The organism is Microcoleus sp. AT9b-C3 (genome assembly GCF_036705485.1).
In the GTDB taxonomy this organism is placed as follows: Bacteria; Cyanobacteriota; Cyanobacteriia; order Cyanobacteriales; family Microcoleaceae; genus Microcoleus.
Genome location: NZ_JAUBUR010000030.1, coordinates 59,317 through 80,163 on the forward strand (window position 1 = coordinate 59,317; position 20,847 = coordinate 80,163).

Consider the following 20,847-nt stretch of genomic DNA (forward strand, 5'->3'; position numbering starts at 1 on the left):
TCCGGCACTTATTGCAATTAATATTCAATAAGCTACCATGCAATTTAGATAAATTGTCAAGAGTAAAACATTAAGATTTGTTACACAATGCTGTCAGACTAGGTTTACACTCAGCACAAGCAGCCCCAAATTCACACCGGGCGGTGTTTGTGGACGCTAAGACAGCGCGACGTAAGGGCTTAACAGAAAAAATAGTTAGTAATTATTTGCAATTAGTTCTTGAAATTACATTTGTAGCACGATCGCCAATATAGCAATTCTCAATTGCCCGCAATACAGTAAGGATACGGCGCAGTGCCTACGGAATATGTGTATTGCACTCAACAGGATAAGGTGTACCGCTGCGTGCGTACCCTAAAAAATGCAATAGAGGCGGGTTTTAACGGGATTTGTCGATCGCAAAAATCCGTCTCCAACCCGCCCCTAATGACAAGAGTCAACAATTAACTGACTAATTCTTCGCCCCAACGCCAACATACATAATCGACGTATCCTCATTGATTTGGATTTTAAACAACCCTGATTTTTTGTAATTTATATAGTTAGCGAAATTAGATGTTAGAGTTTGAGAGACTTGTTTAAAAATACCCGCCGAAGGAAACACCTGCTTGCCGCGTGTAAAATCTTCCCAAAACCCGTGCATTGCGGCTAACATAGCGCCCATTTCTCCAAACATATCAAAACCTTTAATTTCAATCTTGCCAAAACCAATATCCTGCATTACCAGCGATAGTTCATCGGGGGTAATAAACTTCTCCCAATCGTGAACGCCCCGCTTAATCTCCTGCAAAATATTTTCCATCAGCCCAATCATCACAACTTGCGAGGAAAAAGTTCGGTTGATTGTATCAAAAAAGAACAGTCCCCCAGGCTTAAGAATCCTGTGAACCTCAGACACAACTTTTTTGTAATCGGCCACGTGTTCCAAAACATCCACGCAGATTACAACATCAAAGGTATTGTCGTCGTAGGGCATATTTTCGGCAAAACCTTGCCTGTAGTCAATCTCGAAACCGTTGGTAACTGCGTGATTTTGAGCTGCTACAATACATTTGTCCGATCGATCTATTCCAGAAACAATAGCGCCTCTCTCGGCCATAAACTCGCAAGAAAAGCCGCCACCGCACCCGACATCTAAGGTTTTCAGCCCTTGCCAGTTAGTCGCGTGTCTGTCGAAAAACTCAAATCTCGGTTTGTTTAGATGGTATAAAGCATAAATTTTAGCATTTTCGTCCCACCAATTATCGGCATTTTCCTCATAAAATTCTAAATCATTTTTTACTTCAGTTTTCTGCACGATTTTATCAGTCCTGATTAGTGGAAAATATAGAGGGCGATCGCACTTATGCGTGATTTTATAGGACTGACGCCAAAAAATCCAATTTCTGTAAAAAATCGGAGGTTTCGTGACGAGTTCACAGGCAGACACCGGGTTTCTGAATCCGCGCGCGTAAGTTCTATTTTTTCGTTAGTTGTGAATCGCCACAGTTGTTTATTATAATAGCTCTGGCCCAAATTTCAACAAGATGGATCGCGTTTCTATTATCATCCCAGCCCTTAACGAAGCGACTTGTCTCGAACGCACCCTCCGCCAACTCAGCATTCTCAATCCTCCGGCTTGGGAGGTGTTAGTGGTAGACGGCGGTAGTCAAGACGACACAGGGGCGATCGCACTTTCCGCCGGCACCCGCGTTATTTCTAGCAGTATAGCCGGACGATCCCTGCAAATGAACTTAGGTGCCGGGGTCGCCACCGGTGAAATTCTGTGCTTTCTCCACGCCGATACTTTAGTTCCCGACGACATTGTAGCAGTTATGCAGAAAACATTGTCCGATGCCGAAATTGTGGGCGGCGGGTTTATCTCCCTGATGGCTGGTTCGCAGCAAACAAGATGGGGTTTTTCCCTCCACAATTACCTGAAAACTTATTACGCGCCGCTGTTATTTCGACCTCATTTATTTTTCAAAGGGTTGCGCCTGCTGTTTGGCGACCAAGTTATTTTTTGTCGCCGTACCGATTTTTGGGAATGCGAGGGTTTTGATGCTGCGCTGCCAATTATGGAGGAAGCGGATTTGTGTTTGAAGTTAGTGCGACGGGGGAGACTTAAGTTAGTCAATCGGGTAGTGGAAAGTAGCGATCGTCGAGTTGCGAGTTGGGGCGAATTTAAAGCTATTGCGATCTATCTTTTGATTGGTTTTTTCTGGGGTTTTGGCGTTTCCCCAAGGTATCTCAAGCAGTTTTATGAAGACATCCGCTGAAACACAAAATTTGATTAAATTCCCAAAATGTACTGCCTGTAATTTTTGGGCAAAACTTTTTCCAACAGGTAAATAATCGCCCCACAACCTAACAAAGTCCCCGTAACTAAAAAGCCGAGTTTCAGCAGCGGATTTACCGGGTCAATAAACTTATAAAACACCAACAACACATATTTCACTACTGTCGAATCCAGGAGATATATAGGGAATGAGTAAGCAGCCAATATTTTGACTAACCCAGATACTTTACTGGGAAGTGCGATACTCTTAGAAAATGCGAGGATCGATAATACGAACAAAATTGCGTATCCTTGAGCAGATATTTTAAAAAACGATCGGAGAAACCATGCCTCCGAATCAACTCCACTTTTTAGGTAAAATTCCCCAATGCTAGCTAGATAAAAAAGGATAGTTACCCCTAAGATTGGCATTTTCATCCGTTCGAGAACGGGTTGAATTCTGTCATACGAGCTGCCCAAAAATAGACCCGTTGAAAATGGCAAAATCCAACTGAAAATCCAGCGCTCCATCAAAGGTAGAGGTATTGATATGTATTGGAAAGCGGTTAAGTAGAAGAAGATTGTAAAAATTGTTTGAATTGTTAACCCCAAAGCCAAAACTTTTCTGGGTTCTAAAAATCTTAATTTCACGAGAAGCCACCACCAGCCGTAGCATTGAATAATCACAACGATGAAGTAATAGGGAGGCATCACTGAACCAGTCAAGATATCTCTGAGTAATGAAAGTAAATCGAATTTTTTTATTTCTCCCAAATTATTTAATATGTACACAGCTACTGACCAAAACAGATAAGGCGGTAAAATTTTCGACAGTCTTTTTTTGATTACCAGTGCGGGATTATTTTGATTTTCCAGTTTGTTGGTGAGAAAAAAGCCGCTCAACAGTAAAAATGCAGGTACGCAAAATAGTTGAAATGTATCGATCGCCACAAATAAAATTCTGCGATCGCGAAATGTAAAGAACCCCGCATGAGTAATCACAACACTGACGATGGCTAAAGCTCGGATCAAATCAAATTCAGCGAACCGATTAGAAACTTTTTGCATGGTAAAAATTAGATTGTCAAAATTTGAATCAAGTTAGGAATTTTTTGTCTGATACCAAATCCCGATTTGCTACCCCTTTTATCATTCGGCGGTTGAAACCGCTGCATAGAGTCAAACGAAGTCCGAGCAAAGGGGGACTAAGAGATAAAGGGGGTCTTTAATCCGGATTTCGTATGAGGAGTACCATAGCATAAAAGGTTATATTTGCTCCTATCTTCACAAAACTTATGTCGGCCCAAATAAGTCACCGAGTGCTGGGATTGAGGAATATAGTCATTTCAAATAAGTATGAGACACTCTTCATGCACAATAAGCACGAATAACTTCATCAAGAGATGTGCCAAGAGACGCATACATTTTAGCTCTCTTTAATGCACTAAAATCATGCTCAATATCATTTAAGTCTGGAGAGTATTTTTGTAAAAAAATCATCTGATGACCGGCCGACTCAACCAATAGTCTAAGGACCGTCTTACGATGAATGGGTGCATTATCCATAATCAATATAGATGGACTTGTTAAATCTGGTAACAAATATAAAGATAACCATCCTGAAAATCCTTCTGCATTCAAACTACCCATAAACAGCATTGGTGCAATTAAGTCCTTCTTTCCTTTTCTTCTTCCTGCTACTAAATTTTCTCTTTTTCCCCGTTTTCCTGGTCTTTCGCCATAGACTTTCTTTCCTCTTTTTGAAAGGGCATAGACAGAACCCACAAAAACATCAAATCCAGACTCATCAATGAATACAAGACTTTTGCTGCCATAAATCTTAATTAATTATCTCAGATTTCTGTAGTATTCCATTCTCTATCGCTCTACTTCTTTCTTGATAGCGAAGTTGTTTTTTTTGGTAATCTTCATTTTTTTTAAGGCATAGCAGATGGCACTCGGTCTGACGGAGAAAGTTTTTGCTCTTTCTACTAATCTTGCTGCCGGATTTTTTTCAACATCTTTTTTGAGGGCTTCCCAATCTAGCTTTCGTTGACGGTGAGTGACCTGAGTTGGTCGAAGGTCTTCCCTACCGGCGCGATCTATAAATTGTTGCTCTTCCTACCTTAAATATGGCGGCAGCTTTCGTTATACTCCCTCCATTTTCCACATCCATTGACTACTTTTTGTCGGTAGTCTAGACTGTAAGCCATTTTTTTTTAATTAACTATTTTTATCGATTTTATCATGATCTTGCCTCTGTCTCACATTTATTTGAAATGACTATAAAGACTATAGAGACTATTGCGAAAAAAAATCTACCTAAATTAGGTAGACTTTTAGAGATGTTCAAGCAATGAGTTCACTGTGGGCTAACCGTTGTTGTGATGGATGTGCGACGCTGAAACACTATCCAACTGATCGCGCCCGTTGCGGATCACGCGCAGCATATCGCTCAACTTTTGCTCGATATTATCGAGCACTTGGTCGGCATAATCATCGGCTCCGTTTTGAATTTCCTCGCATTCAGCCAGCGCCCTTACTCTCATCTCTTCCAATTCTTCTTGAGCCTGGTAGCGAATTTGTTCGACTTCCGCCAGCGTGGCCTGCTGAATTGCCTCGCAGTCGAGCAAAACTTGCTGCCGCAACTGATCTGCCTCTATCTTCGCCTGCTGAAGCAGGCCCATATCGTTTAAAATTTCTGCTGCTCTCTGTTCTGCTGCTTCTATCACTTCCTGAGCGTAAAGTTCCGCCTCTTGAAGCAAGTCGTCCTTGTGCCGGATGATTGTCTCGGCTTCCCCAAAGGCGATCGGCAAATTTAGCCTCACCAAGTCTAACTGATCGAGCAACTGTTCTTCATCCACCAGAGTGCGTCTGGTCATGGGAATTCGCGGGCTGTCGAGAACAATTTCCTCAAGCCTGTTCAATTCCCGCTGGATGTCTACTCCTGCGGTTCGGGTGGGGTCTCCGAAGGCGGCTGTGTTCTGAGGAGGTTCGTTCTCAGTGCCGAGGCCGGTACTGTCGGGTTCGATGCGAGTTGGTTCCTGCTGGCGTAACATTTGTAAATATCTAGGGCGACGTGTTTCGGAACAAGATGATCTACGGAGCCACCAAACTTGGCTATTTCTTTAACTACACTACTACTTAAAAAGCTGTACTCGTTAGAAGTTGCCAAAAAAACTGTTTCAATTTCACCCAGAAGGGTTTTATTGGTGTGGGCCATCTGGAGTTCCATTTCAAAATCTGTTAATACCCGGAGCCCCCGCAGCAGCACTTTGGCTTGTCGAATCTTAGCATAGTTTACTGTCAAACCCTCAAAACTGTCTACTTCTACATTTGGCAAGTGTTGGGTAGAGCGCAGGATCTGCTCGATCCGTTCCTCTACGGTGAAGAGAGGGGTTTTACTGGGGTTTCTGACTACGGTAACAATTACCCGATCGAACAGTTTAGATCCCCGCTCAATAATGTCTGCGTGACCGAAGGTAATGGGGTCAAAGCTGCCTGGATAGATTGCAATCACGAGTTTGGCTCAATGAAGTGGGGGAGAGTGGAGGAGTGGAGGAGTGGGGGAATGAGAGAGTGGGTAGAGTGGGGCCGTGGGAGAGTGGAAGAGTGGCAAAGCCGGAGATGTGGAAAATCTTCCTTCTTCCTTCTTCCTTCTTCCCTCTTCCTTCTTCCTTCTTGGCTCTACTTTTTCATCGAATGAGCTTTGTAGAAAGTTTCGAGGCTTTGCTTGTCGCCCACAAACCGCCAATGCCAAGGCTCATAACTGACGCCTTGGCGATTGTTTTTGGGGAAGGACATTTCAAAGCTGAAGGCGACGGCGTTGGCTTCTAACCACTTGAATGCTTGGGTATTTTCAAAACTGGGGCTGAGGTTGTGTTCCGGGGCGCTGCCGTCGCCGATGTCGATCGCGTAACCGGTGTGGTGTTCGCTGTAACCTGGAGGGGCGCTGACTTCGGCTCGCTTGCTGGCGTTTTGCCTGCGTTCGGCTTTCACGTCAAAAAATACGTGCTGTTGGTCTTGCAGGGAGCGAAAGCCGGATATGGGAGCGAAGTAGATGCCTGATGCCGCTGCGGCGTTGACCATTTCCTGATATTTTGCTGCTGCTGAGGAGCGGAGTTTGACGCTACCGTCGGAGGTGACGCTTACCAAGTCTTTGGCTGGTGCTTCTGGGTAGGGCAAGTGGCCCAGCAGGTTTTCTGGGATTGCGGGGACTTTTGGGGTGGTAGCTGGACTTGGGACAGACGGAGACGCGGAACTTGTCGCCGCTGAGTCTTGTTGAGTTTGCTCGGCCTGACTGGTGGCTGGGAACAAGTTAAAGTTGAGGTGCAGCCAGATGCTGACCCCAAAGGCTAGTGCGGCCAACCCTAGCAGTTTCCAAATCAGCCCTTTTTTCTTAGACTGACTCTGCCCTGCTTCTGGGTATGGGTGGTCTCGCACTGCTTCTGGAATTTCGTCGGCGACAAGCTCCGAGGCTTGCGGGGGTTTTCTTGACAGACTAGCGTTATCCAAGCCAGCTCCACTCCTGCACTTCAATAAGGCTCAACGTTACAAATTGTAGACCGATATGGGCGATCGAACAGCTACAATTGCCGCTGAGAATATATCATCTCTTTCTGACCTCGCCCTGTCCCATCCGCCAACTCTCGCATTTGTTACTTGGGCCCACAGTCGATCGTCCCTGCGAGGTCGCACTGGTTGGCGCTGGTAGCGCTGGTTTATTTTAAGTGTAATTTGTTACTGTTCCACAAAATCTAACAATTCTTCGATCGACACATCAAACGTCCGGGCCAATTTTAGCAGAGCACCGATGTCAGCCATTGCCATACCGGGCGATCGGGCATAACTTTTCAGCGTGCTGTAGTGAACGCCCGATCGAGTGGCAACCTCTGTCAGAGTCCAACCGTTCTCGGCAGCCCACTCTCGAATCCGCAACCTCACCAATCCGCTGCTTGACAAAGGGCAAGTATTGTGACTTTAAGTAATTAGATCTTAAAGGGCGATCGTCCCCCGGCCTCAGAAACGGAAGAGCAATCACTTTTTTAGACAACCTCTCATTATATTTATTTTCTGGGAAAGAGTGTATTCACGCTTTTTGAGTAGAGTTTGTTTAGCAAACCCCTTAACTAATTTTATTCGTGAGTAGAGCCATCTGGCATAATTGCACCAGTCAGTTTAGCATTTGCCAAGTCCGCTCCCCCTATTTTTGCACCCGTTAAGTTAGCGCCAGATAAGTCTGCAAAGCCTAATCTTGCTGCACGGATGTCTGCTGAAACTAGCTCAGCACCACGCAGCTTTGCAGAGTTTAATTCCGCTTGTCGCAAGTCAGATTCAGTTAAGTCGGCTGTCGTTAGATCTGCACTAACTAATCTTGCATCATTCAAGTTTACCTGCTTCAAATTAGCCCGACTAAAATTACAGCCGTCTAGCCTTGCTCCCTGAAGTTTTGCACCACTCAAATTGGCATCTCTCAAATTGGAACTCTGCAAGTTGGCCGAATTCAAATTAGCACCTTGTAAATGGGCTCCCGTCAAGTTAACACTGCTCAAGTCCCTACCAGTTAGATCGGCATTTGGCAGTGATACATAAGGAGCAATTAAGTAAGCGCCAGCTTTCACGGGATCGAAATCAGTAGGAAATAAAGTTGCTTGATTGCAAATCGCTCCTTGAAGCTGAACTCCTTTGAGATTTGCTCCATCAAGATTTGCTTCTACAAGGTTAGCATTACTCAGGTTTGCATTTGTTAAATCAGCATTTCTTAGGTCTGCTTTTCTCAAGTTTATCCCGCTTAAGTTAGCTTGAGCGAGGTTGGCTGTGGTGAATTTTGTTTGTTGACTAAGTTTGGCACCACTGAGATTTGCACCCTTAAAATTGGCTTCAACGAAATTTGCATATTCTAGGTTTGCTCCTTTTAAGCTTGCCTTGCTCAATTTGGCTTTTTCTAGTTTAGCTGATTGTAAATTAGCCTGAGAGAGGTTGGCATTGATTAAATTTGCCCGCTCCAGATTGGCACTGGATAAATTAGCCTGAGCAAGGTTGGCATTGATTAAATTTGCGTGATTCAGATTAGCACTGGATAAATTAGCCTGAGCAAGATTGGCATCTCCTAGTTTTGCTTCGTTAAATTTGGTGCTACAGAAATAAGCATCCCTCATATCTGCTCCCTTCAAAATTGCCCCGCTGAGGTTGAGGCTCTGCCAATTAACACCCCTTAAATTAGCTTTTGTAAAATTAGCATTACTCATGTTGACATCAGAAGCTAGGTTTTTACCGATCAGATTAGCACCAGCTAAATTAATCCCTGTAAAATCCCTTTCTCCCTGAGTGTAACGCTGCCAAAAATCCTCAACACTAACAACAGGTTCCAGACATTCCTCAGACTCATCCTCCACATCCTCACAGCTATCCTCTAAAGCAATATCTTCAGCATCCGCCGCCAAGCCTTCCAAATAATCAGCTCGATCGATGGAATCCGAACTCGCTAAAAACCGCCTTTCTATCTCCTCCTCATTTAATACTTCGCTGCTGTTAAAGCGCTCAATTAATTGCTTGACAATTTGGCAGTCATTCGTGCGAATTCCCACTTCTTTTTCTGCACTTTCATCGCTGTTAGTCAGAAAATTATGGCTACCCAACATGGCAAAACTAGAATCACAGACTAAAAAGTTTTCGTGAGTTCCCAATAAAGAGAGACAAAATTGATCGGGATATTCGCTGGCTAATTCTTGCAAATCTGCCAAAGCATTGTAGCGCCATCCCTTGCCGATATTTTGCCTGTCTCCCAGATAACCCCAGCCAATATTTATCAAACATCCTCGGTTCAAACACTCTCTAAATTTTTGCAGCAATTCATCATTAATGCTGTTACAATTGAGCCAAGGGCAAACAATAATCAGCCGCTCTTGTGCTAGTGAGAGGGCTTCCATCAACACAGCGCGACTGTTGGGACGATCGCATACTAACTGATACTGAAAGTCTGAGTTTGGCTTTTCTGTCTCGGTGTCAAGCTCGATCGGTCGATCGGCAATGACAGACATATCGCCATTACCCAAATCACACGGCTGTTGCAGGGACGCAATTTCAGCAGTCAAACTTTCTAGCATTTGCGGTTCCGGGCGATCGTTAAATCGCTGTTCCTGTGCCTCTAACTGGCGCTTAAGTTTGGCTAGATATTTTTTCAGAATAACTTGCTCTTCTTCAAGCTGCAATACTCTCGTGGCTATTGATCCTAAATCTAGTTCGGTTTCTGACATAGTGCTATCCTGAAATCAAAAATACTTCAAAAGCCAAGTCTGGGAAGTTTGCGCCTCATCAAACATTACCAACTTCTGCCAACTCAGCAATATTTGCAGAAATTTGCTCATCTCCTGCATCAACCGCAACCGTTAACTTCAATCCCAAAGCCTTCAGCCAACTAGCCAAACCATAAATTGTCGCAATTCCGTCTCCCGACAACAAAGTATCTAACTTTTCCAAATGCAACTTAGCATCATCAGCAGACATATTTGGTTCGCCCAGAGCCTCAAATACATCTCTCAGCGCTTTTCGCATGATTCTTAATTCCAAATCTCCCTCTTCTTCCTCAAAAATTTCTGTGATGTAAGCAGCAGAAAAATTGGGATCTTTGAGAGATTTGATTTTAAACGGATGGTAAGGGACACTTTTAGGCATTTTCTTGGCTCCTGTATTCTTCCCAATATTTCTTAGCAGTGCGAATATCTTGATCTTGAGTACTTTTATCTCCACCGCACAGCAAAAGCACAATTATTGCTCCAACTTGTCCAAAATAAACCCGGTAGCCCGGGCCAAAGTCAATTTTCAATTCCGAGACACCTTCGCCAACCGATCGACAATCTCCCAAATTTCCATTGCTAACACGCTCCAGCCTTTTCACAATCTTGGCTTTACCCTTAAAGTCGCGGAGAGATTCCCACCACTCATCAAAAGGAACTCTGCCGTCAGGCTGGCTATAACTCTGAATTTCCTTGGGTGGCGCTTCCATAATTTCAATTTTAGCGGGTCAGCACTCCAATCTTAAAGCCGCGCCCGATCGGCCCTTGACTTCATGCGCTACAATTATTAAGAAATCTTTAGTTAGATCCGTTTAACGCTCCAGACGCATTATGAGTCTTCCCATTCGCAACGTCGCCATCATTGCTCACGTCGATCACGGCAAAACCACCCTTGTGGACGCTCTCCTCAGACAGTCCGGGATCTTCCGCGAAGGGGAAGAAATCCCAGATTGCGTCATGGACTCCAACGACATCGAGCGCGAACGTGGCATTACCATCCTTTCCAAAAACACCGCCGTCAGGTACGGAGAAACCCTGATCAACATCGTCGATACCCCCGGACACGCGGACTTCGGCGGAGAAGTCGAACGAGTTCTCGGCATGGTTGACGGCTGTCTGCTGATCGTAGACGCCAACGAAGGCCCGATGCCGCAAACGCGGTTCGTGCTCAAAAAAGCCCTAGAAAAAGGACTGCGCCCGATCGTCTTTGTCAATAAGATCGATCGCGAGCGAGCCGACCCCCACAAAGCCGTCGATAAAGTTTTGGATCTGTTCCTCGAACTAGGTGCTGACGACGATCAGTGCGAATTTCCCTATCTCTTCGGTTCCGGCTTAAGCGGTTACGCCAAAAAACACCTCGAAGACGAAGGGGTAGATATGAAGCCCCTCTTTGAAGAAATCCTCGACCACGTACCACCCCCCGTCGGCGACCCCAACAAGCCACTACAACTGCAAGTAACCACCTTAGATTACTCAGAATACGTCGGTCGCATCGTCATCGGCCGCATCCACAACGGCACGATTAGAATCGGTCAACAAGCAGTCTTAATCACCGAAAGCGGCGCGATTGTCAAATCAAAAATTACCAAATTGATGGGCTTTGAAGGCCTGAAGCGGATTGATATCCCAGAATCTTCTGCTGGTAATCTTGTCGCCGTTGCTGGTTTTGCTGATGCGTATATTGGCGAGACAATTACCTGTCCCAACGACCCGCAAGCGCTGCCTTTAATCAAAGTAGACGAACCAACTTTGCAGATGACTTTCTCTGTGAACGATTCGCCGTTCTGCGGTCAAGAAGGTAGTTTGGTAACATCTCGGCAAATTCGCGATCGGCTAATGCGAGAACTCCAAACCAACGTCGCCTTGCGCGTCGAAGAAACCGAATCTCCCGACAAATTCCTCGTATCCGGCCGTGGCGAACTCCACCTCGGAATCCTGATCGAAAATATGCGTCGCGAAGGATACGAATTCCAAGTATCCCAGCCGCAAGTAATCTTCCGCGAAATCGGCGGTCGTCCCTGCGAACCCTTTGAATGTTTGGTATTAGACGTACCCGAAGAAGCAGTCGGCGGCTGCATCGAACGCCTCGGTCAGCGCAAAGCAGAAATGCAAGATATGCACGTCAGCAGCACCGGCCGCACCCAAATCGAATTTTCGGTCCCCGCTCGCGGTTTGATTGGATTCCGAGGCGAGTTCATGCGCTTGACTCGCGGCGCTGGAATTATGAACCACAGCTTCCTCGACTATCGCCCCCTCGGTGGAGAAATTATCGCCCGTCGCAACGGAGTATTGATTTCCTTTGAAGAAGGAATTGCAACTACTTATTCACTGAAAAATGCTGAAGACCGTGGCGTATTTTTCATTACCCCCGGAACCAAGGTTTACAGAGGGATGATTATCGGCGAAAACAACCGAGATGATGACATGGAGCTGAATATTTGCAAGTCGAAGCAGTTGACAAACCACCGCGCATCTGGCGGTGAAGAATTGGCGCAATTGCAAGCACCAGTCGATATGAGTTTGGAACGCGCTTTGGAGTACATCGGTCAGGATGAATTGGTGGAAGTAACTCCGAAATCAATTCGCTTGCGGAAGGTGTCTAAGAAGTTGGTGAAACGCTAAAAAAACTTGAGGGCTGGCAATTTTGCCAGCCCTTAGTGTCAACTTCAAACTACTGTATTTAAAGGCAATATTAATCATTTTAACTCAATCAAAAATAGGTAAAAACGATGTCAACAGTTTATCGTTTAAAAGCCAGCGAACTAGATCGTAACTTTTTAGAACAAATCAAAGCAATTTTTGGAGATAAAGAGATTGAAATAATTGTCTCAGAATGCGATGAAACCGAATATCTTTTGAAATCGGAAATCAATAAAAACAAACTGTTGAAAGCTATTGAAAATGTTAAAGACAGACAAAATTTAGTTGAAGTCGATTTACAGGATTTGTAATGAGTAGAAGAATTATTTTTGAATCTTCTGCTTTTGCAGATTTTAATGAATGGGCAAAATTAGACAAAAAGATTTATCGCAAAATTGTAGAATTGATTAAAGATATAGATCGATCGCCCTTTGAAGGATGGGTAAACCAGAACCTTTAAAATACGAGTTAAGTGGTTTTTGGTCGCGGCGCATTGATAACGAAAATCGTTTGGTTTACCAAGTTACGGAGGTCGAAATTGCGATCGCAGCTTGTAAGAATCATTACAGTGAATGAAGCTTTAAGCAATGTACCTATCGTTTTTTTTCTCCCTTTACTAAATGCGATCGCTCTCAATCTTCTTGCTGAAGTTCTTCTATTAGATTAAGTACCTTTTGGTAATTTTCTTCTTTTCCCTGGACACGATATAAATTTTTAGCATTGTGAAAATCGACATTTGCTTTTTGGGAATAGCCCAATTCATAGTGGACAATGCCTCGGTTTAGATAAGCTTGGGCAAAGTCTCGTTCAAGCTGAATTGCCTTGGTAAAATCCTCAAGCGCTTTCTCTTTGTTCCCCAAACGAGAGTGAATAACTCCCAGGTTGTAGAATGTTTTAGGATTCTTAGGATTCAGCCAAGCTGCCTGCGTGTAATCATCAAGCGCTTCTTGCAAATAGCCTAATTTCAAGAAGTAGACATCACCTCGATTATTCCAAGCAAGGGCATCATCAGCATTTAGTTCAATTGCTTGGGTAAAATCTTTAAGTGCCTCTTCTACATCATCTATGTCTAAATTATTAACACCTCGGTCATTGTAGGCTTGAGCATAGCGAGGATTTAGTTTAATTGCTCGGGTGTGAGCTGCCTGCGCTCCTCGGTAATCATCTGAGTTAGAAGAAATAATACCCAGGTTGTTGTGAAAATCTGGACAATTAGGCTTGAGCAATATCGCATTTGTGTAATCCTCAATTGCTCCGGTATCGTCTCCTAGTTCATGGCGAACATTAGCCCGGTTATTGTAGGCATCTGCATAATTAGGATTGATCTTAATTGCTCGATCGAAATTTTCAAGTGCTCCCTCAAAATCTCTTTCCTTAGCCTTGTTTATTCCCAGTTTATTGAAATCCTCAGCACAGAGAGGAGAGTGCGCTCGCACCCTCTCGACTACCACCTCAATATCACAAAACTTGTTCAGCACTTCCTCAACTTGCTCAGGTTCAGCATTTGCAGGTTGTGTGTTCCTTGATTCTTTATGTTCTAGCTTCGATTCAGGTGGAATGATAGGAGAATCGACTATTTTTTCCCAATCTAACTCTAACTTTTTGCAAAAATTAACAAAATTTTTGCGGTCAACAGTCTTGCCAGTAAAAAAATTTACAACAGGCTGACGAGTTAGGCTTACTTCCTCTGCCAAATTATCATAAATCCAACCCTTTTTTGTCAAAGCTCTTCTGGCTTGTTCGATGCCTGCTACAGATGCTATGAGCGATCTCTTTGCCCGCGGTCTGTTTGCCATAGTCCCACTACCCTATTTGTGACCATTTTAGCTGCTCCTATTAAAAATTATACCAAACTCATACCAAAGTCATCCCTTACTTAGGTTGAACTTTAAAAGTGTGACTGCGAAGCTAGGGATGTAGTGATTCACTACTCAAAACTTAGCTGACGGAATTAATCATGTACAACAACAATCAGCACAACGAAGCCGAATTCTCCCAGCCACTAACCCCGCTTTCCCAAAAACAGGAATACGACTTCCAAACTCAAAAGAAAGTAGGAAAGACAGGAGAGGCGATCGTAGATCAATGGTTGCAGATTCATAGCTATCGCATTGAGGATGTCTCAGATTTGCCGCAGTATCAGAAAGCAGGTATTGACCACGTAGTAATTCGCCCAAACGGTTCAACTGCAACTGCTGAGTATAAGACCGATTTAAAAGCCAAGCAAACTGGAAACTTGTTTTTTGAAACTTTTGACGATCGCAACCGTCCCTGTTGGGGATGGACTTCGCAAGCCGATCTCTGGATATTTTTCATTCCTCAACAGGAGATATTGGTCGTCGAACCGGGTAAATTCAGGTTGTTAGTTTCGCAGCAACAGCCCGAATTCTCGCAGAAAGTAGTACCAAATCGAGGCTACAGTGTAACTGGATTACCTGTTCCATTAGTAAAGGTGCGGAATATTGCTAGTCACGTTTTCAAGTTTCCTGACGTTCTTTTCTAAAAAGAGACTCGCTGTTAATCTGGCGATCGCCTACTCAAGGCGATCGCCATTATTGGAGTAATAATACTTAGCAAACGCTAATTTGGCGATCGTTATGTTTTAATAAAAAATTGAGCAAAATCCAAACAAAGCCAGCCATGAGTCCTAAATCAATAGCCGTAATCAACTTCAAAGGCGGTGTCGGAAAGACTACCGTCACTTGGAGTCTGGGAAATATTATATCCCAAGGAACCGACTTAGAAGTCTTGATGTTAGACTTAGATCCGCAAATGTCGCTCACAGAGGCGATCGGACTTAACGAAAATACAGGTCATTTAGATGACAAGTTTGGTAAGTGGTACGAAAAATCCCTCAAGCATAGACTTACAATTTACGACGCTCTAGAAGTCTTTAAAAAAGCCGGACAGAATTTTAAATTTCCCGTTGGTTTCGACACCATTTATCAGATTGACGAACAGTTGCATTTTGTCCCTTCAGTTGAAGAATTGTATTGGTTAGATATCGATGGATTTGAGGGAAAAAGTGTTAAAGACTTCATCCGCAGATTTATCGGCAAAATCGCCAACTCTGCCAATCTCCCAAAATACGACTTGATGCTTTTTGACTGTTCACCTTCCTTCAGTCTCCTCACCTACAGCGTACTCTCTTGCTGCGACTTAATATTAATTCCCGTCAATCCCGATTATTTTGGTTCTAGGGGATTGAGTTTAGTTTTAAACTCGCTCCAGAAACGGATTGAGCCTTATCCGTTTCCCAAGATTGCAGTGTTTATGAATAAAGCTAAAACATATGGAGGATTGCTGACCAATGAAGTTCAGTTTTACATGAGAGAAGTAAAGAGACTTTGCGATGAGATGTCAAAAGATAATAACATAGAAGTTAGATTTTTAGAATCGACGATTCGCGAAAGCGTTGGGCTAAAACGGGCCATTAATGAGGGAGAACTGCCGCGAGAATTAGTTAGAGAATTTGAAAAACTATGGCGCGAGTGTGAGGAGTATCTGAAATGAGTAAAAAAGAAATTTTGGCTGCTTCCGAACAAGAAAGCGGGGGGTTGGTTGAGGAAATTGGCGAACTTAAGGAAATCTTGCGCGACGTTGCTCGAAAATTAACCCGGCTTGAGACTCAAGTCAAGCGGGGAGTGATTTCTGCTGGCTCAAAAACTTCGGATATTCCCAGGGCTGCTGATGTTAATAAACCTGTTAATTTATCGGCGGGAAATGTTCTAGAAGTTTATGAAGAACTGCGTTTACAAGCTAAGAATGGTAATGAAGAAGAGGTGAGGCAAAAGTTATTGGCAATGAGTGCAACTGACTTGAACTTAATGTGTTGCGAGTTAGGGATGCCGCCCAGCAGTAAGAATCCGTCCCGCAAAAAAATGTTTGAGCTAATTATTGGCAGAATTAAACAGAGTTTGAGGCTGTCGAGACATATCGACAGACAAACACTTTGAATGGGGCATTGGGAATGGGGTATTGGGAATGGGGCATTGCTGCACATTCGGCATTGGTAATAGTTTGGAGTTAGAATTTGCCATATCCCCCCAGCACTTTAAGAAGTCGGGGATATGAGGAATGAAGACTGTGAAGATTTAAAAGTAAGGAGATGATATTGACAAAATGCGTTTGCATAAATTATTGCGAATTAAGCCGATCGCCATTATCTCCCTAACACTCTCAATCACCTTGTTTTTGAGCCTTCACACCCCTCCCCCAACCGCAGCCCAAAAACCAAGGATACTAGCGTTTACCGCTCTCCAGAGGCGCGGCAGCGAGGTTAGAAACAGTTTATTTGCAGTCAATGCTACCAGTTCCGCTCGCCGCGAACTTGCACCTAATATAGATGTTAGCGCTCCCCTAGTGTGGTCGCCCAACGGCGAGCGACTGGCTTTCGTTAGCGGAGACACCGACATCTATACAGTCAATGCTGACGGTTCTAGACTAACTAAACAGTTTGCTGGGGATGCTTGCAAAGCAGCTAATTTTGAAATAGCTTGGTTTTCCAACAGCCAGAAACTTGTTTTTGCCCGTTCTTGCGACGGTTTTACCTCTGATGCTCCCGGCAGCCAATCACTTTATACAAGCGACACTTCTGGCATTAAAGGAACTAAAGTAGTTCGGAATTTGGAAGTAGGAGGATATCCGCCTAAAACAGAAATTTCCTCAGAATTTTACCTTTCGCCGGACGGTCAGCAGGTAGCATTTGTCAAGGATAAAAATATCTACAAAATGAATGCCGACGGTTCGGGAATGACCAAACTAACTAAAAGCCCCGGCGAATATGTATCCGGCGGAAGTGAACTTGTTTGGTCGCCAGATCGCACAAAAATTGCTTTCCTGTTCGGCGCTTATCCGAAACAGCAAATTTACACAATTAATGCCGATGGAACTAACCTTAAAAATTTGACGAACAACCAGCAAAATGAGGTTTACAACGTCAATATGTTTTGGTCGCCCGACAGCAGCCACATTGCTTACTATTACAATAAACCGGGCGATTCATCAGGCGAACAGCAAGATATCTACCTGCTCGAAATTAACCGGCGGACAGCCAATAATCTCACCCAAAAACCCAGAAACTACAACGAAATTTCGTGGTCGCCGGATGGCAAAGTTATTGCTTTCGTCGCCGGAGAGTTCAACAATCAAAAACTCTACACAATCAATGCTGACGGGAACCAGCTAAATCAACTAGCTACCCGGCTAAAACCGTCGGAATTATCGGAATTAGCTTGGTCTTCTGACAGCCAGCAAATTGCTTTTATATTTAATGAAATCCCAGGAAACAAAAGCAATTTGTATGTAATTAATCGGGACGGTTCGGCATTAACTAAATTGACAAAAGACCAGGATTTGAATGTTAGCCATCCGGTTTGGCAACCGCAGTAAAGTTAAGATCCCAAATATGCTGTAGGGGTAGGCTTTAGCACAGATAAACCCAGAATGGCGGGCTATCTTTGCACCGCCTTGGAGAGAAAGCGGGTTACGGAACAAGAAAGAAGCCACCAAACTCAACACTTAAAACTCTTCTTAAATGGGGGAAGATGCAATAATTTTTTTCTCCTTTAATGGCGGGTGAACTTGCAATTCATTTGACTCAACTTCCTGGTATTTTTCATCCTGCACCTGTTTATCAATTTTGGGCAACTTTAAAATCGCCCCAGCTAAAACCCAATAATACACGGATACAGGATCTACATCCAGCGGATAGTATTGAGTATTGATCGTAATAAATGCAACAAACACCCAAAAACTAGCTCCGTAACTCCGCAAACTTTTGTCCTTGACAGATCTGTAAGCTCTAAAAGTTAGAAAAGCTAAGTGTAAAAGCATGATCTGAAAACTAATCATTCCCGGATAACCTAGTTCGTATATCAACTTAGGTTGGAAAGTTTCAATTAGCTGCGTGGTACCAAATATTCGCGTTGAATTAGTGGCTCGTCCCACACCTCTACCGAGAGGTTTGTCAATGATAAAATTGTTGCTCTGCTCGAACTGATTAAAGAGAAACTGCTGGGGCGGTGCAGCATTCCAGCGACTAATAAAACTCTCCCACCGCTGCTCGATAATTCCCGGGTTAATAGCTGCACCGACAAACAGCAGAATCGCCAGTCCGGCACCGATGGGAATAAATCGTTTTAAATTAACTAATTGACCCGTGAGAACTAGCAGGATTGCTGTAGCAACAGGAACCATAACTAAAGCCGCTCTTTGACCAGAAATAACTGCATTGGCAAATACTAATGCCATGCCAAATAAACCGATAACTCGCCACCAGAATGAAGGATCGCAAAAGGCAGAGGCAAAGGTTAAAAAAGCATTAGAAATTAAAAACCACGCCCACTGCCAAGGCGCGACAAAAGTTCCCGGCAAGCGGACAAACTTGACTTCTGGACTGAACACCAAAGAACCGCCCACAAAACATCTAGCTTCCAGCGTTGCTTTGTATAATTCTGCTCCGGTCATTCCTCTGGTTCCCGCACACTTTCCACTTTGCAGCAACAGGTACTGAATCAAACCGAGAAGGCAGCAAACGATCGCCAAAACGATGTGCATTCGACTAAAAAATACCAAATCCTTCTTAGTGCGGAGCAGATAATAGGTACAAGCAATCAGCGGTATGTAACCTATCAATACTTTTAAGCCGAGAATTCCTTGCAGAATTGGTTTGTCGCCCTTCATAGGGTTGAGCTGCATCTCCCCGTTGACAAAAATTAAAGTCAGCATTGCCATCATCAACAGGATGCTGAAGGTAGAAAGCATTTGTTTGGGAATGAACAGGCGCAACTGTTTCTTTTTGCAGCTTTGAATTAGGGCGATGAGAGCTGGTATGTAGAAAGCATCTTTGGCTACTTGAAATGCGGCATTCCCGCCACCAATTGCGTAAGTAATTGTACCACTCAAAGGCAGGTAAATTAGAAAAGTCCACAAAGCTTGACGGGGGTATTTGTAGGAAAGCAGCAAGATGGTCGCGGCAGCGCCTCCTGCAATAGCAATCTTAGGACCTGCTACGAACAACAGGGGAATGCTCAGAGCAACGGTGACTAAGCAGCTTATGGCGATCGCCTGCACCAATTCATTGCGCTTTTCTGAAATTTTGCGTTTTTGTGCAGCTACTTCTTTTTTGCTGAGCGCTGTTGTTTTTTCGCCGTGCTTGTGTTTGGATTTCTTGGATTTGCGCTTGGTTTTCAACATATAGCAGAAGCAAGAAGGAAGAGGGAAGAAGGAAGAAGGAAGTTCGGCAACGGAGTCGCTTTCTGAGGATGTAACGGATGTAACGGATGTAATGGATGTCAGTCCGATGCAAGAGGGAAGAGGGAAGGAAGAGGGATTTAGGACTGAAAAATAAATAAGTTGATGAGTTATCGGTTATAATGAAAAAAGTCCGCTTATTGCCATTGTCGCTCCTAGAGAGATCAACTCACAACGAATTTTTCTACTTAACTATTCTAATTTACTTTTAAATCCATGTTTTATTCTAGTTCAATTGAGTCAGAAATGAAAAAAAATTATAAATCCCGATCAGAAAAGGATAAAGGAAGGTATGCAGAAGAAAGAATCTCAAAAATTAGGAGGTGTGGAATTAGCTATGTAATGCAACTTTTGGGTTGAAGCCGAAATACCATAAGGGATTAGAAGATTTAGAAAAAAGGGACTCAGAGACACTAAATAGTTCCAGGATCAGAAAGAAAGGAGGGGGAAGAAAAAGTATTCGGTCTACTCAAATCTGCATTGATACAGCCTTTTTAGAAGTTTTAAAAAATCACACAGCCGGAGCCCCAATGAATGAGTTAATCAAGTAAACTAATTTGACGCATAAAGAAATAGCTTCTGGACTACAAGTGGCAGGTTTTACCATTAGTCTCTCCTTAGTGGCAAAACTGTTAAAAAAGCATAGATATGTGATCTGAAACGAAAAGCAACAAAAAACACACAATAGGAATTTATCAAAATCGGGACCCTCAATTTAAAAATATTTCGAGACTTGATACAGAGTATAAAGAAGCCAACAATCCTATTATTAGTTTTAATACGAAAAAAAGAATTTTTAGGTAATTTGTCTCGTCCGGGAAACCTCTACAAAAAAGAACTTGTCTCTACTTTTGATCGTGATTTTTGAGTTAAGGTCACGGAAAAATGCTCCCACATGGGATTTATGATTCTCAACAAAACCGAGGATATATAACATTAGGAAACAGTAAAGATACCCGTGAATTCGCCTGCCTGTGAGTCTTTAAAAAACTGGTGGAATAATTAGGGAAAGGCTAGCTACCCTAACGCTAATTCTAGCTTGGCTAAATGTGATGGTGGAGGTAATAATGCTAATCATTATATTTTCAAAGAACATCTGCCGAAATTAGTTAATGAAATAGGAATTGAGATCAAAATTGCTCATTACCATCCTTATAGATCTAAATATAATCCCAGAGATCATCGACTTTTTCCTTATATTACTAGGACCTGTCAAGGAGTAATTTTTACAATTTTATAATTAGTAAAAGCTCGTAGAAAAAACTCAAACTAAAACGGGACTATCTGTAGCTGTAAATATCCTTAATAAAGTTTACAAAACGGGTCGAAAGGTAGCTGGTAATTTCAAAAATGTTGTGAAATTGTTTTTGATGAATATTTGCCCAAATGGAATTATCGAGC

The 20,847-nt window shown here is 43.3% G+C and carries 21 protein-coding genes and 2 pseudogenes; 11 read left to right on the plus strand and 12 right to left on the minus strand.

Annotation, left to right across the window (positions count from 1 at the left end):
- Positions 1-451 precede the first annotated feature (451 nt).
- On the minus strand, positions 452-1,297 hold the full coding sequence (gene ubiG / locus QUB77_RS23505; RefSeq protein ID WP_333178599.1) for a bifunctional 2-polyprenyl-6-hydroxyphenol methylase/3-demethylubiquinol 3-O-methyltransferase UbiG: 846 nt from the start codon (positions 1,295-1,297) through the stop codon (positions 452-454).
- A 229-nt stretch (positions 1,298-1,526) separates the two neighbouring features.
- Here ubiG and QUB77_RS23510 point away from each other — a divergent pair, with 229 nt between their 5' ends.
- Positions 1,527-2,258 carry a TIGR04283 family arsenosugar biosynthesis glycosyltransferase gene (locus QUB77_RS23510; RefSeq protein WP_333178602.1) on the plus strand — a complete coding sequence of 244 codons (732 nt, stop codon included), beginning with the start codon at positions 1,527-1,529 and terminating at the stop codon, positions 2,256-2,258.
- A 14-nt stretch (positions 2,259-2,272) separates the two neighbouring features.
- Here QUB77_RS23510 and QUB77_RS23515 read toward each other — a convergent pair whose 3' ends face one another.
- The 5 genes and pseudogenes from QUB77_RS23515 to QUB77_RS23535 all read right to left on the minus strand — a co-directional run bounded on the left by QUB77_RS23515 (position 2,273) and on the right by QUB77_RS23535 (position 6,772).
- On the minus strand, positions 2,273-3,325 hold the full coding sequence (locus tag QUB77_RS23515) for an acyltransferase (RefSeq protein ID WP_333178605.1): 1,053 nt from the start codon (positions 3,323-3,325) through the stop codon (positions 2,273-2,275).
- A 300-nt stretch (positions 3,326-3,625) separates the two neighbouring features.
- Positions 3,626-4,470, minus strand: a pseudogene (locus QUB77_RS23520) (IS630 transposase-related protein).
- 159 nt (positions 4,471-4,629) lie between these two features.
- Positions 4,630-5,316, minus strand: coding sequence for a DivIVA domain-containing protein (locus QUB77_RS23525; protein WP_333180621.1), 687 nt, complete (start codon positions 5,314-5,316; stop codon positions 4,630-4,632).
- Positions 5,199-5,777, minus strand: a complete 579-nt coding sequence (gene coaD, locus QUB77_RS23530; RefSeq protein ID WP_333180620.1) for a pantetheine-phosphate adenylyltransferase — start codon at positions 5,775-5,777, stop codon at positions 5,199-5,201. The genes QUB77_RS23525 and coaD overlap by 118 nt, the downstream gene beginning before the upstream one ends.
- Before the next feature lie 167 nt (positions 5,778-5,944).
- A complete protein-coding gene (locus QUB77_RS23535; RefSeq protein WP_333180619.1) occupies positions 5,945-6,772 on the minus strand; it encodes a M15 family metallopeptidase in 828 nt (275 codons plus the stop codon).
- Between the two features lie 55 nt (positions 6,773-6,827).
- Between QUB77_RS23535 and QUB77_RS23540 the strand changes: the two genes are divergently transcribed.
- Positions 6,828-6,971 carry a hypothetical protein gene (locus QUB77_RS23540; protein WP_333180618.1) on the plus strand — a complete coding sequence of 48 codons (144 nt, stop codon included), beginning with the start codon at positions 6,828-6,830 and terminating at the stop codon, positions 6,969-6,971.
- A gap of 26 nt (positions 6,972-6,997) precedes the next feature.
- Here QUB77_RS23540 and QUB77_RS23545 read toward each other — a convergent pair whose 3' ends face one another.
- From QUB77_RS23545 to QUB77_RS23560, 4 genes are all read right to left on the minus strand, one after another.
- Positions 6,998-7,219 (minus strand): helix-turn-helix transcriptional regulator, encoded by a 222-nt coding sequence (locus QUB77_RS23545; protein WP_333180617.1) that lies wholly within the window; start codon positions 7,217-7,219, stop codon positions 6,998-7,000.
- A 173-nt stretch (positions 7,220-7,392) separates the two neighbouring features.
- Entirely contained in the window at positions 7,393-9,513 is a 2,121-nt protein-coding gene (locus QUB77_RS23550) for a pentapeptide repeat-containing protein (RefSeq protein ID WP_333180616.1), read from the minus strand.
- 58 nt (positions 9,514-9,571) lie between these two features.
- Entirely contained in the window at positions 9,572-9,931 is a 360-nt protein-coding gene (locus QUB77_RS23555) for a transcriptional regulator (RefSeq protein ID WP_333180615.1), read from the minus strand.
- Complete coding sequence (locus tag QUB77_RS23560; RefSeq protein ID WP_333180614.1) at positions 9,924-10,262, minus strand: type II toxin-antitoxin system RelE/ParE family toxin; 339 nt, start codon at positions 10,260-10,262, stop codon at positions 9,924-9,926. Before QUB77_RS23560 ends, QUB77_RS23555 begins: the two co-directional genes overlap by 8 nt.
- A 121-nt stretch (positions 10,263-10,383) precedes the next feature.
- Between QUB77_RS23560 and typA the strand changes: the two genes are divergently transcribed.
- From typA to QUB77_RS23575, 3 genes and pseudogenes are all read left to right on the plus strand, one after another.
- Positions 10,384-12,174, plus strand: a complete 1,791-nt coding sequence (typA, locus tag QUB77_RS23565; RefSeq protein ID WP_333180613.1) for a translational GTPase TypA — start codon at positions 10,384-10,386, stop codon at positions 12,172-12,174.
- A gap of 107 nt (positions 12,175-12,281) precedes the next feature.
- Positions 12,282-12,503, plus strand: coding sequence for a hypothetical protein (locus QUB77_RS23570; RefSeq protein WP_333094472.1), 222 nt, complete (start codon positions 12,282-12,284; stop codon positions 12,501-12,503).
- Positions 12,503-12,768: pseudogene (locus QUB77_RS23575) on the plus strand (Txe/YoeB family addiction module toxin). The gene QUB77_RS23570 and the pseudogene QUB77_RS23575 overlap by 1 nt, the downstream one beginning before the upstream one ends.
- 56 nt (positions 12,769-12,824) lie before the next feature.
- On the opposite strand, the gene QUB77_RS23580 reads toward QUB77_RS23575, so the two are convergent.
- Positions 12,825-13,988 (minus strand): tetratricopeptide repeat protein, encoded by a 1,164-nt coding sequence (locus tag QUB77_RS23580; protein WP_333180612.1) that lies wholly within the window; start codon positions 13,986-13,988, stop codon positions 12,825-12,827.
- A 161-nt stretch (positions 13,989-14,149) separates the two neighbouring features.
- Here QUB77_RS23580 and QUB77_RS23585 point away from each other — a divergent pair, with 161 nt between their 5' ends.
- From QUB77_RS23585 to QUB77_RS23600, 4 genes are all read left to right on the plus strand, one after another.
- Positions 14,150-14,695: a hypothetical protein gene (locus tag QUB77_RS23585; RefSeq protein WP_333180611.1), complete on the plus strand. Its 546-nt coding sequence runs from the start codon at positions 14,150-14,152 to the stop codon at positions 14,693-14,695.
- 137 nt (positions 14,696-14,832) lie between these two features.
- Positions 14,833-15,705, plus strand: a complete 873-nt coding sequence (locus QUB77_RS23590; protein WP_333180610.1) for a ParA family protein — start codon at positions 14,833-14,835, stop codon at positions 15,703-15,705.
- On the plus strand, positions 15,702-16,148 hold the full coding sequence (locus QUB77_RS23595; protein WP_333180609.1) for a hypothetical protein: 447 nt from the start codon (positions 15,702-15,704) through the stop codon (positions 16,146-16,148). The genes QUB77_RS23590 and QUB77_RS23595 overlap by 4 nt, the downstream gene beginning before the upstream one ends.
- A 166-nt stretch (positions 16,149-16,314) precedes the next feature.
- Positions 16,315-17,583, plus strand: coding sequence for a DPP IV N-terminal domain-containing protein (locus QUB77_RS23600; protein WP_333180608.1), 1,269 nt, complete (start codon positions 16,315-16,317; stop codon positions 17,581-17,583).
- 141 nt (positions 17,584-17,724) lie between these two features.
- On the opposite strand, the gene hpsL is transcribed toward QUB77_RS23600, so the two are convergent.
- Positions 17,725-19,389 (minus strand): hormogonium polysaccharide biosynthesis protein HpsL, encoded by a 1,665-nt coding sequence (gene hpsL / locus QUB77_RS23605; protein WP_333180607.1) that lies wholly within the window; start codon positions 19,387-19,389, stop codon positions 17,725-17,727.
- Between the two features lie 942 nt (positions 19,390-20,331).
- Between hpsL and QUB77_RS23610 the strand changes: the two genes are divergently transcribed.
- Positions 20,332-20,424 (plus strand): ISAzo13-like element transposase-related protein, encoded by a 93-nt coding sequence (locus QUB77_RS23610; protein WP_333180606.1) that lies wholly within the window; start codon positions 20,332-20,334, stop codon positions 20,422-20,424.
- A 61-nt stretch (positions 20,425-20,485) separates the two neighbouring features.
- Positions 20,486-20,686 carry an ISAzo13-like element transposase-related protein gene (locus tag QUB77_RS23615; protein ID WP_333180605.1) on the plus strand — a complete coding sequence of 67 codons (201 nt, stop codon included), beginning with the start codon at positions 20,486-20,488 and terminating at the stop codon, positions 20,684-20,686.
- Positions 20,687-20,847: the final 161 nt, after the last annotated feature.

What these genes read in the sequence shown, in the direction of transcription:
- QUB77_RS23510 (WP_333178602.1), top strand. Translation starts at nt 1,527, where the DNA reads ATGGATCGCGTTTCTATTATCATCCCAGCCCTTAACGAAGCGACTTGT.
- QUB77_RS23515 (WP_333178605.1), bottom strand. Translation starts at nt 3,325, where the DNA reads ATGCAAAAAGTTTCTAATCGGTTCGCTGAATTTGATTTGATCCGAGCT.
- QUB77_RS23525 (WP_333180621.1), bottom strand. Translation starts at nt 5,316, where the DNA reads ATGTTACGCCAGCAGGAACCAACTCGCATCGAACCCGACAGTACCGGC.
- QUB77_RS23540 (WP_333180618.1), top strand. Translation starts at nt 6,828, where the DNA reads ATGGGCGATCGAACAGCTACAATTGCCGCTGAGAATATATCATCTCTT.
- QUB77_RS23550 (WP_333180616.1), bottom strand. Translation starts at nt 9,513, where the DNA reads ATGTCAGAAACCGAACTAGATTTAGGATCAATAGCCACGAGAGTATTG.
- QUB77_RS23555 (WP_333180615.1), bottom strand. Translation starts at nt 9,931, where the DNA reads ATGCCTAAAAGTGTCCCTTACCATCCGTTTAAAATCAAATCTCTCAAA.
- QUB77_RS23560 (WP_333180614.1), bottom strand. Translation starts at nt 10,262, where the DNA reads ATGGAAGCGCCACCCAAGGAAATTCAGAGTTATAGCCAGCCTGACGGC.
- typA (WP_333180613.1), top strand. Translation starts at nt 10,384, where the DNA reads ATGAGTCTTCCCATTCGCAACGTCGCCATCATTGCTCACGTCGATCAC.
- QUB77_RS23570 (WP_333094472.1), top strand. Translation starts at nt 12,282, where the DNA reads ATGTCAACAGTTTATCGTTTAAAAGCCAGCGAACTAGATCGTAACTTT.
- QUB77_RS23580 (WP_333180612.1), bottom strand. Translation starts at nt 13,988, where the DNA reads ATGGCAAACAGACCGCGGGCAAAGAGATCGCTCATAGCATCTGTAGCA.
- QUB77_RS23585 (WP_333180611.1), top strand. Translation starts at nt 14,150, where the DNA reads ATGTACAACAACAATCAGCACAACGAAGCCGAATTCTCCCAGCCACTA.
- QUB77_RS23590 (WP_333180610.1), top strand. Translation starts at nt 14,833, where the DNA reads ATGAGTCCTAAATCAATAGCCGTAATCAACTTCAAAGGCGGTGTCGGA.
- QUB77_RS23595 (WP_333180609.1), top strand. Translation starts at nt 15,702, where the DNA reads ATGAGTAAAAAAGAAATTTTGGCTGCTTCCGAACAAGAAAGCGGGGGG.
- QUB77_RS23600 (WP_333180608.1), top strand. Translation starts at nt 16,315, where the DNA reads ATGCGTTTGCATAAATTATTGCGAATTAAGCCGATCGCCATTATCTCC.
- hpsL (WP_333180607.1), bottom strand. Translation starts at nt 19,389, where the DNA reads ATGTTGAAAACCAAGCGCAAATCCAAGAAATCCAAACACAAGCACGGC.
- QUB77_RS23610 (WP_333180606.1), top strand. Translation starts at nt 20,332, where the DNA reads ATGCTCCCACATGGGATTTATGATTCTCAACAAAACCGAGGATATATA.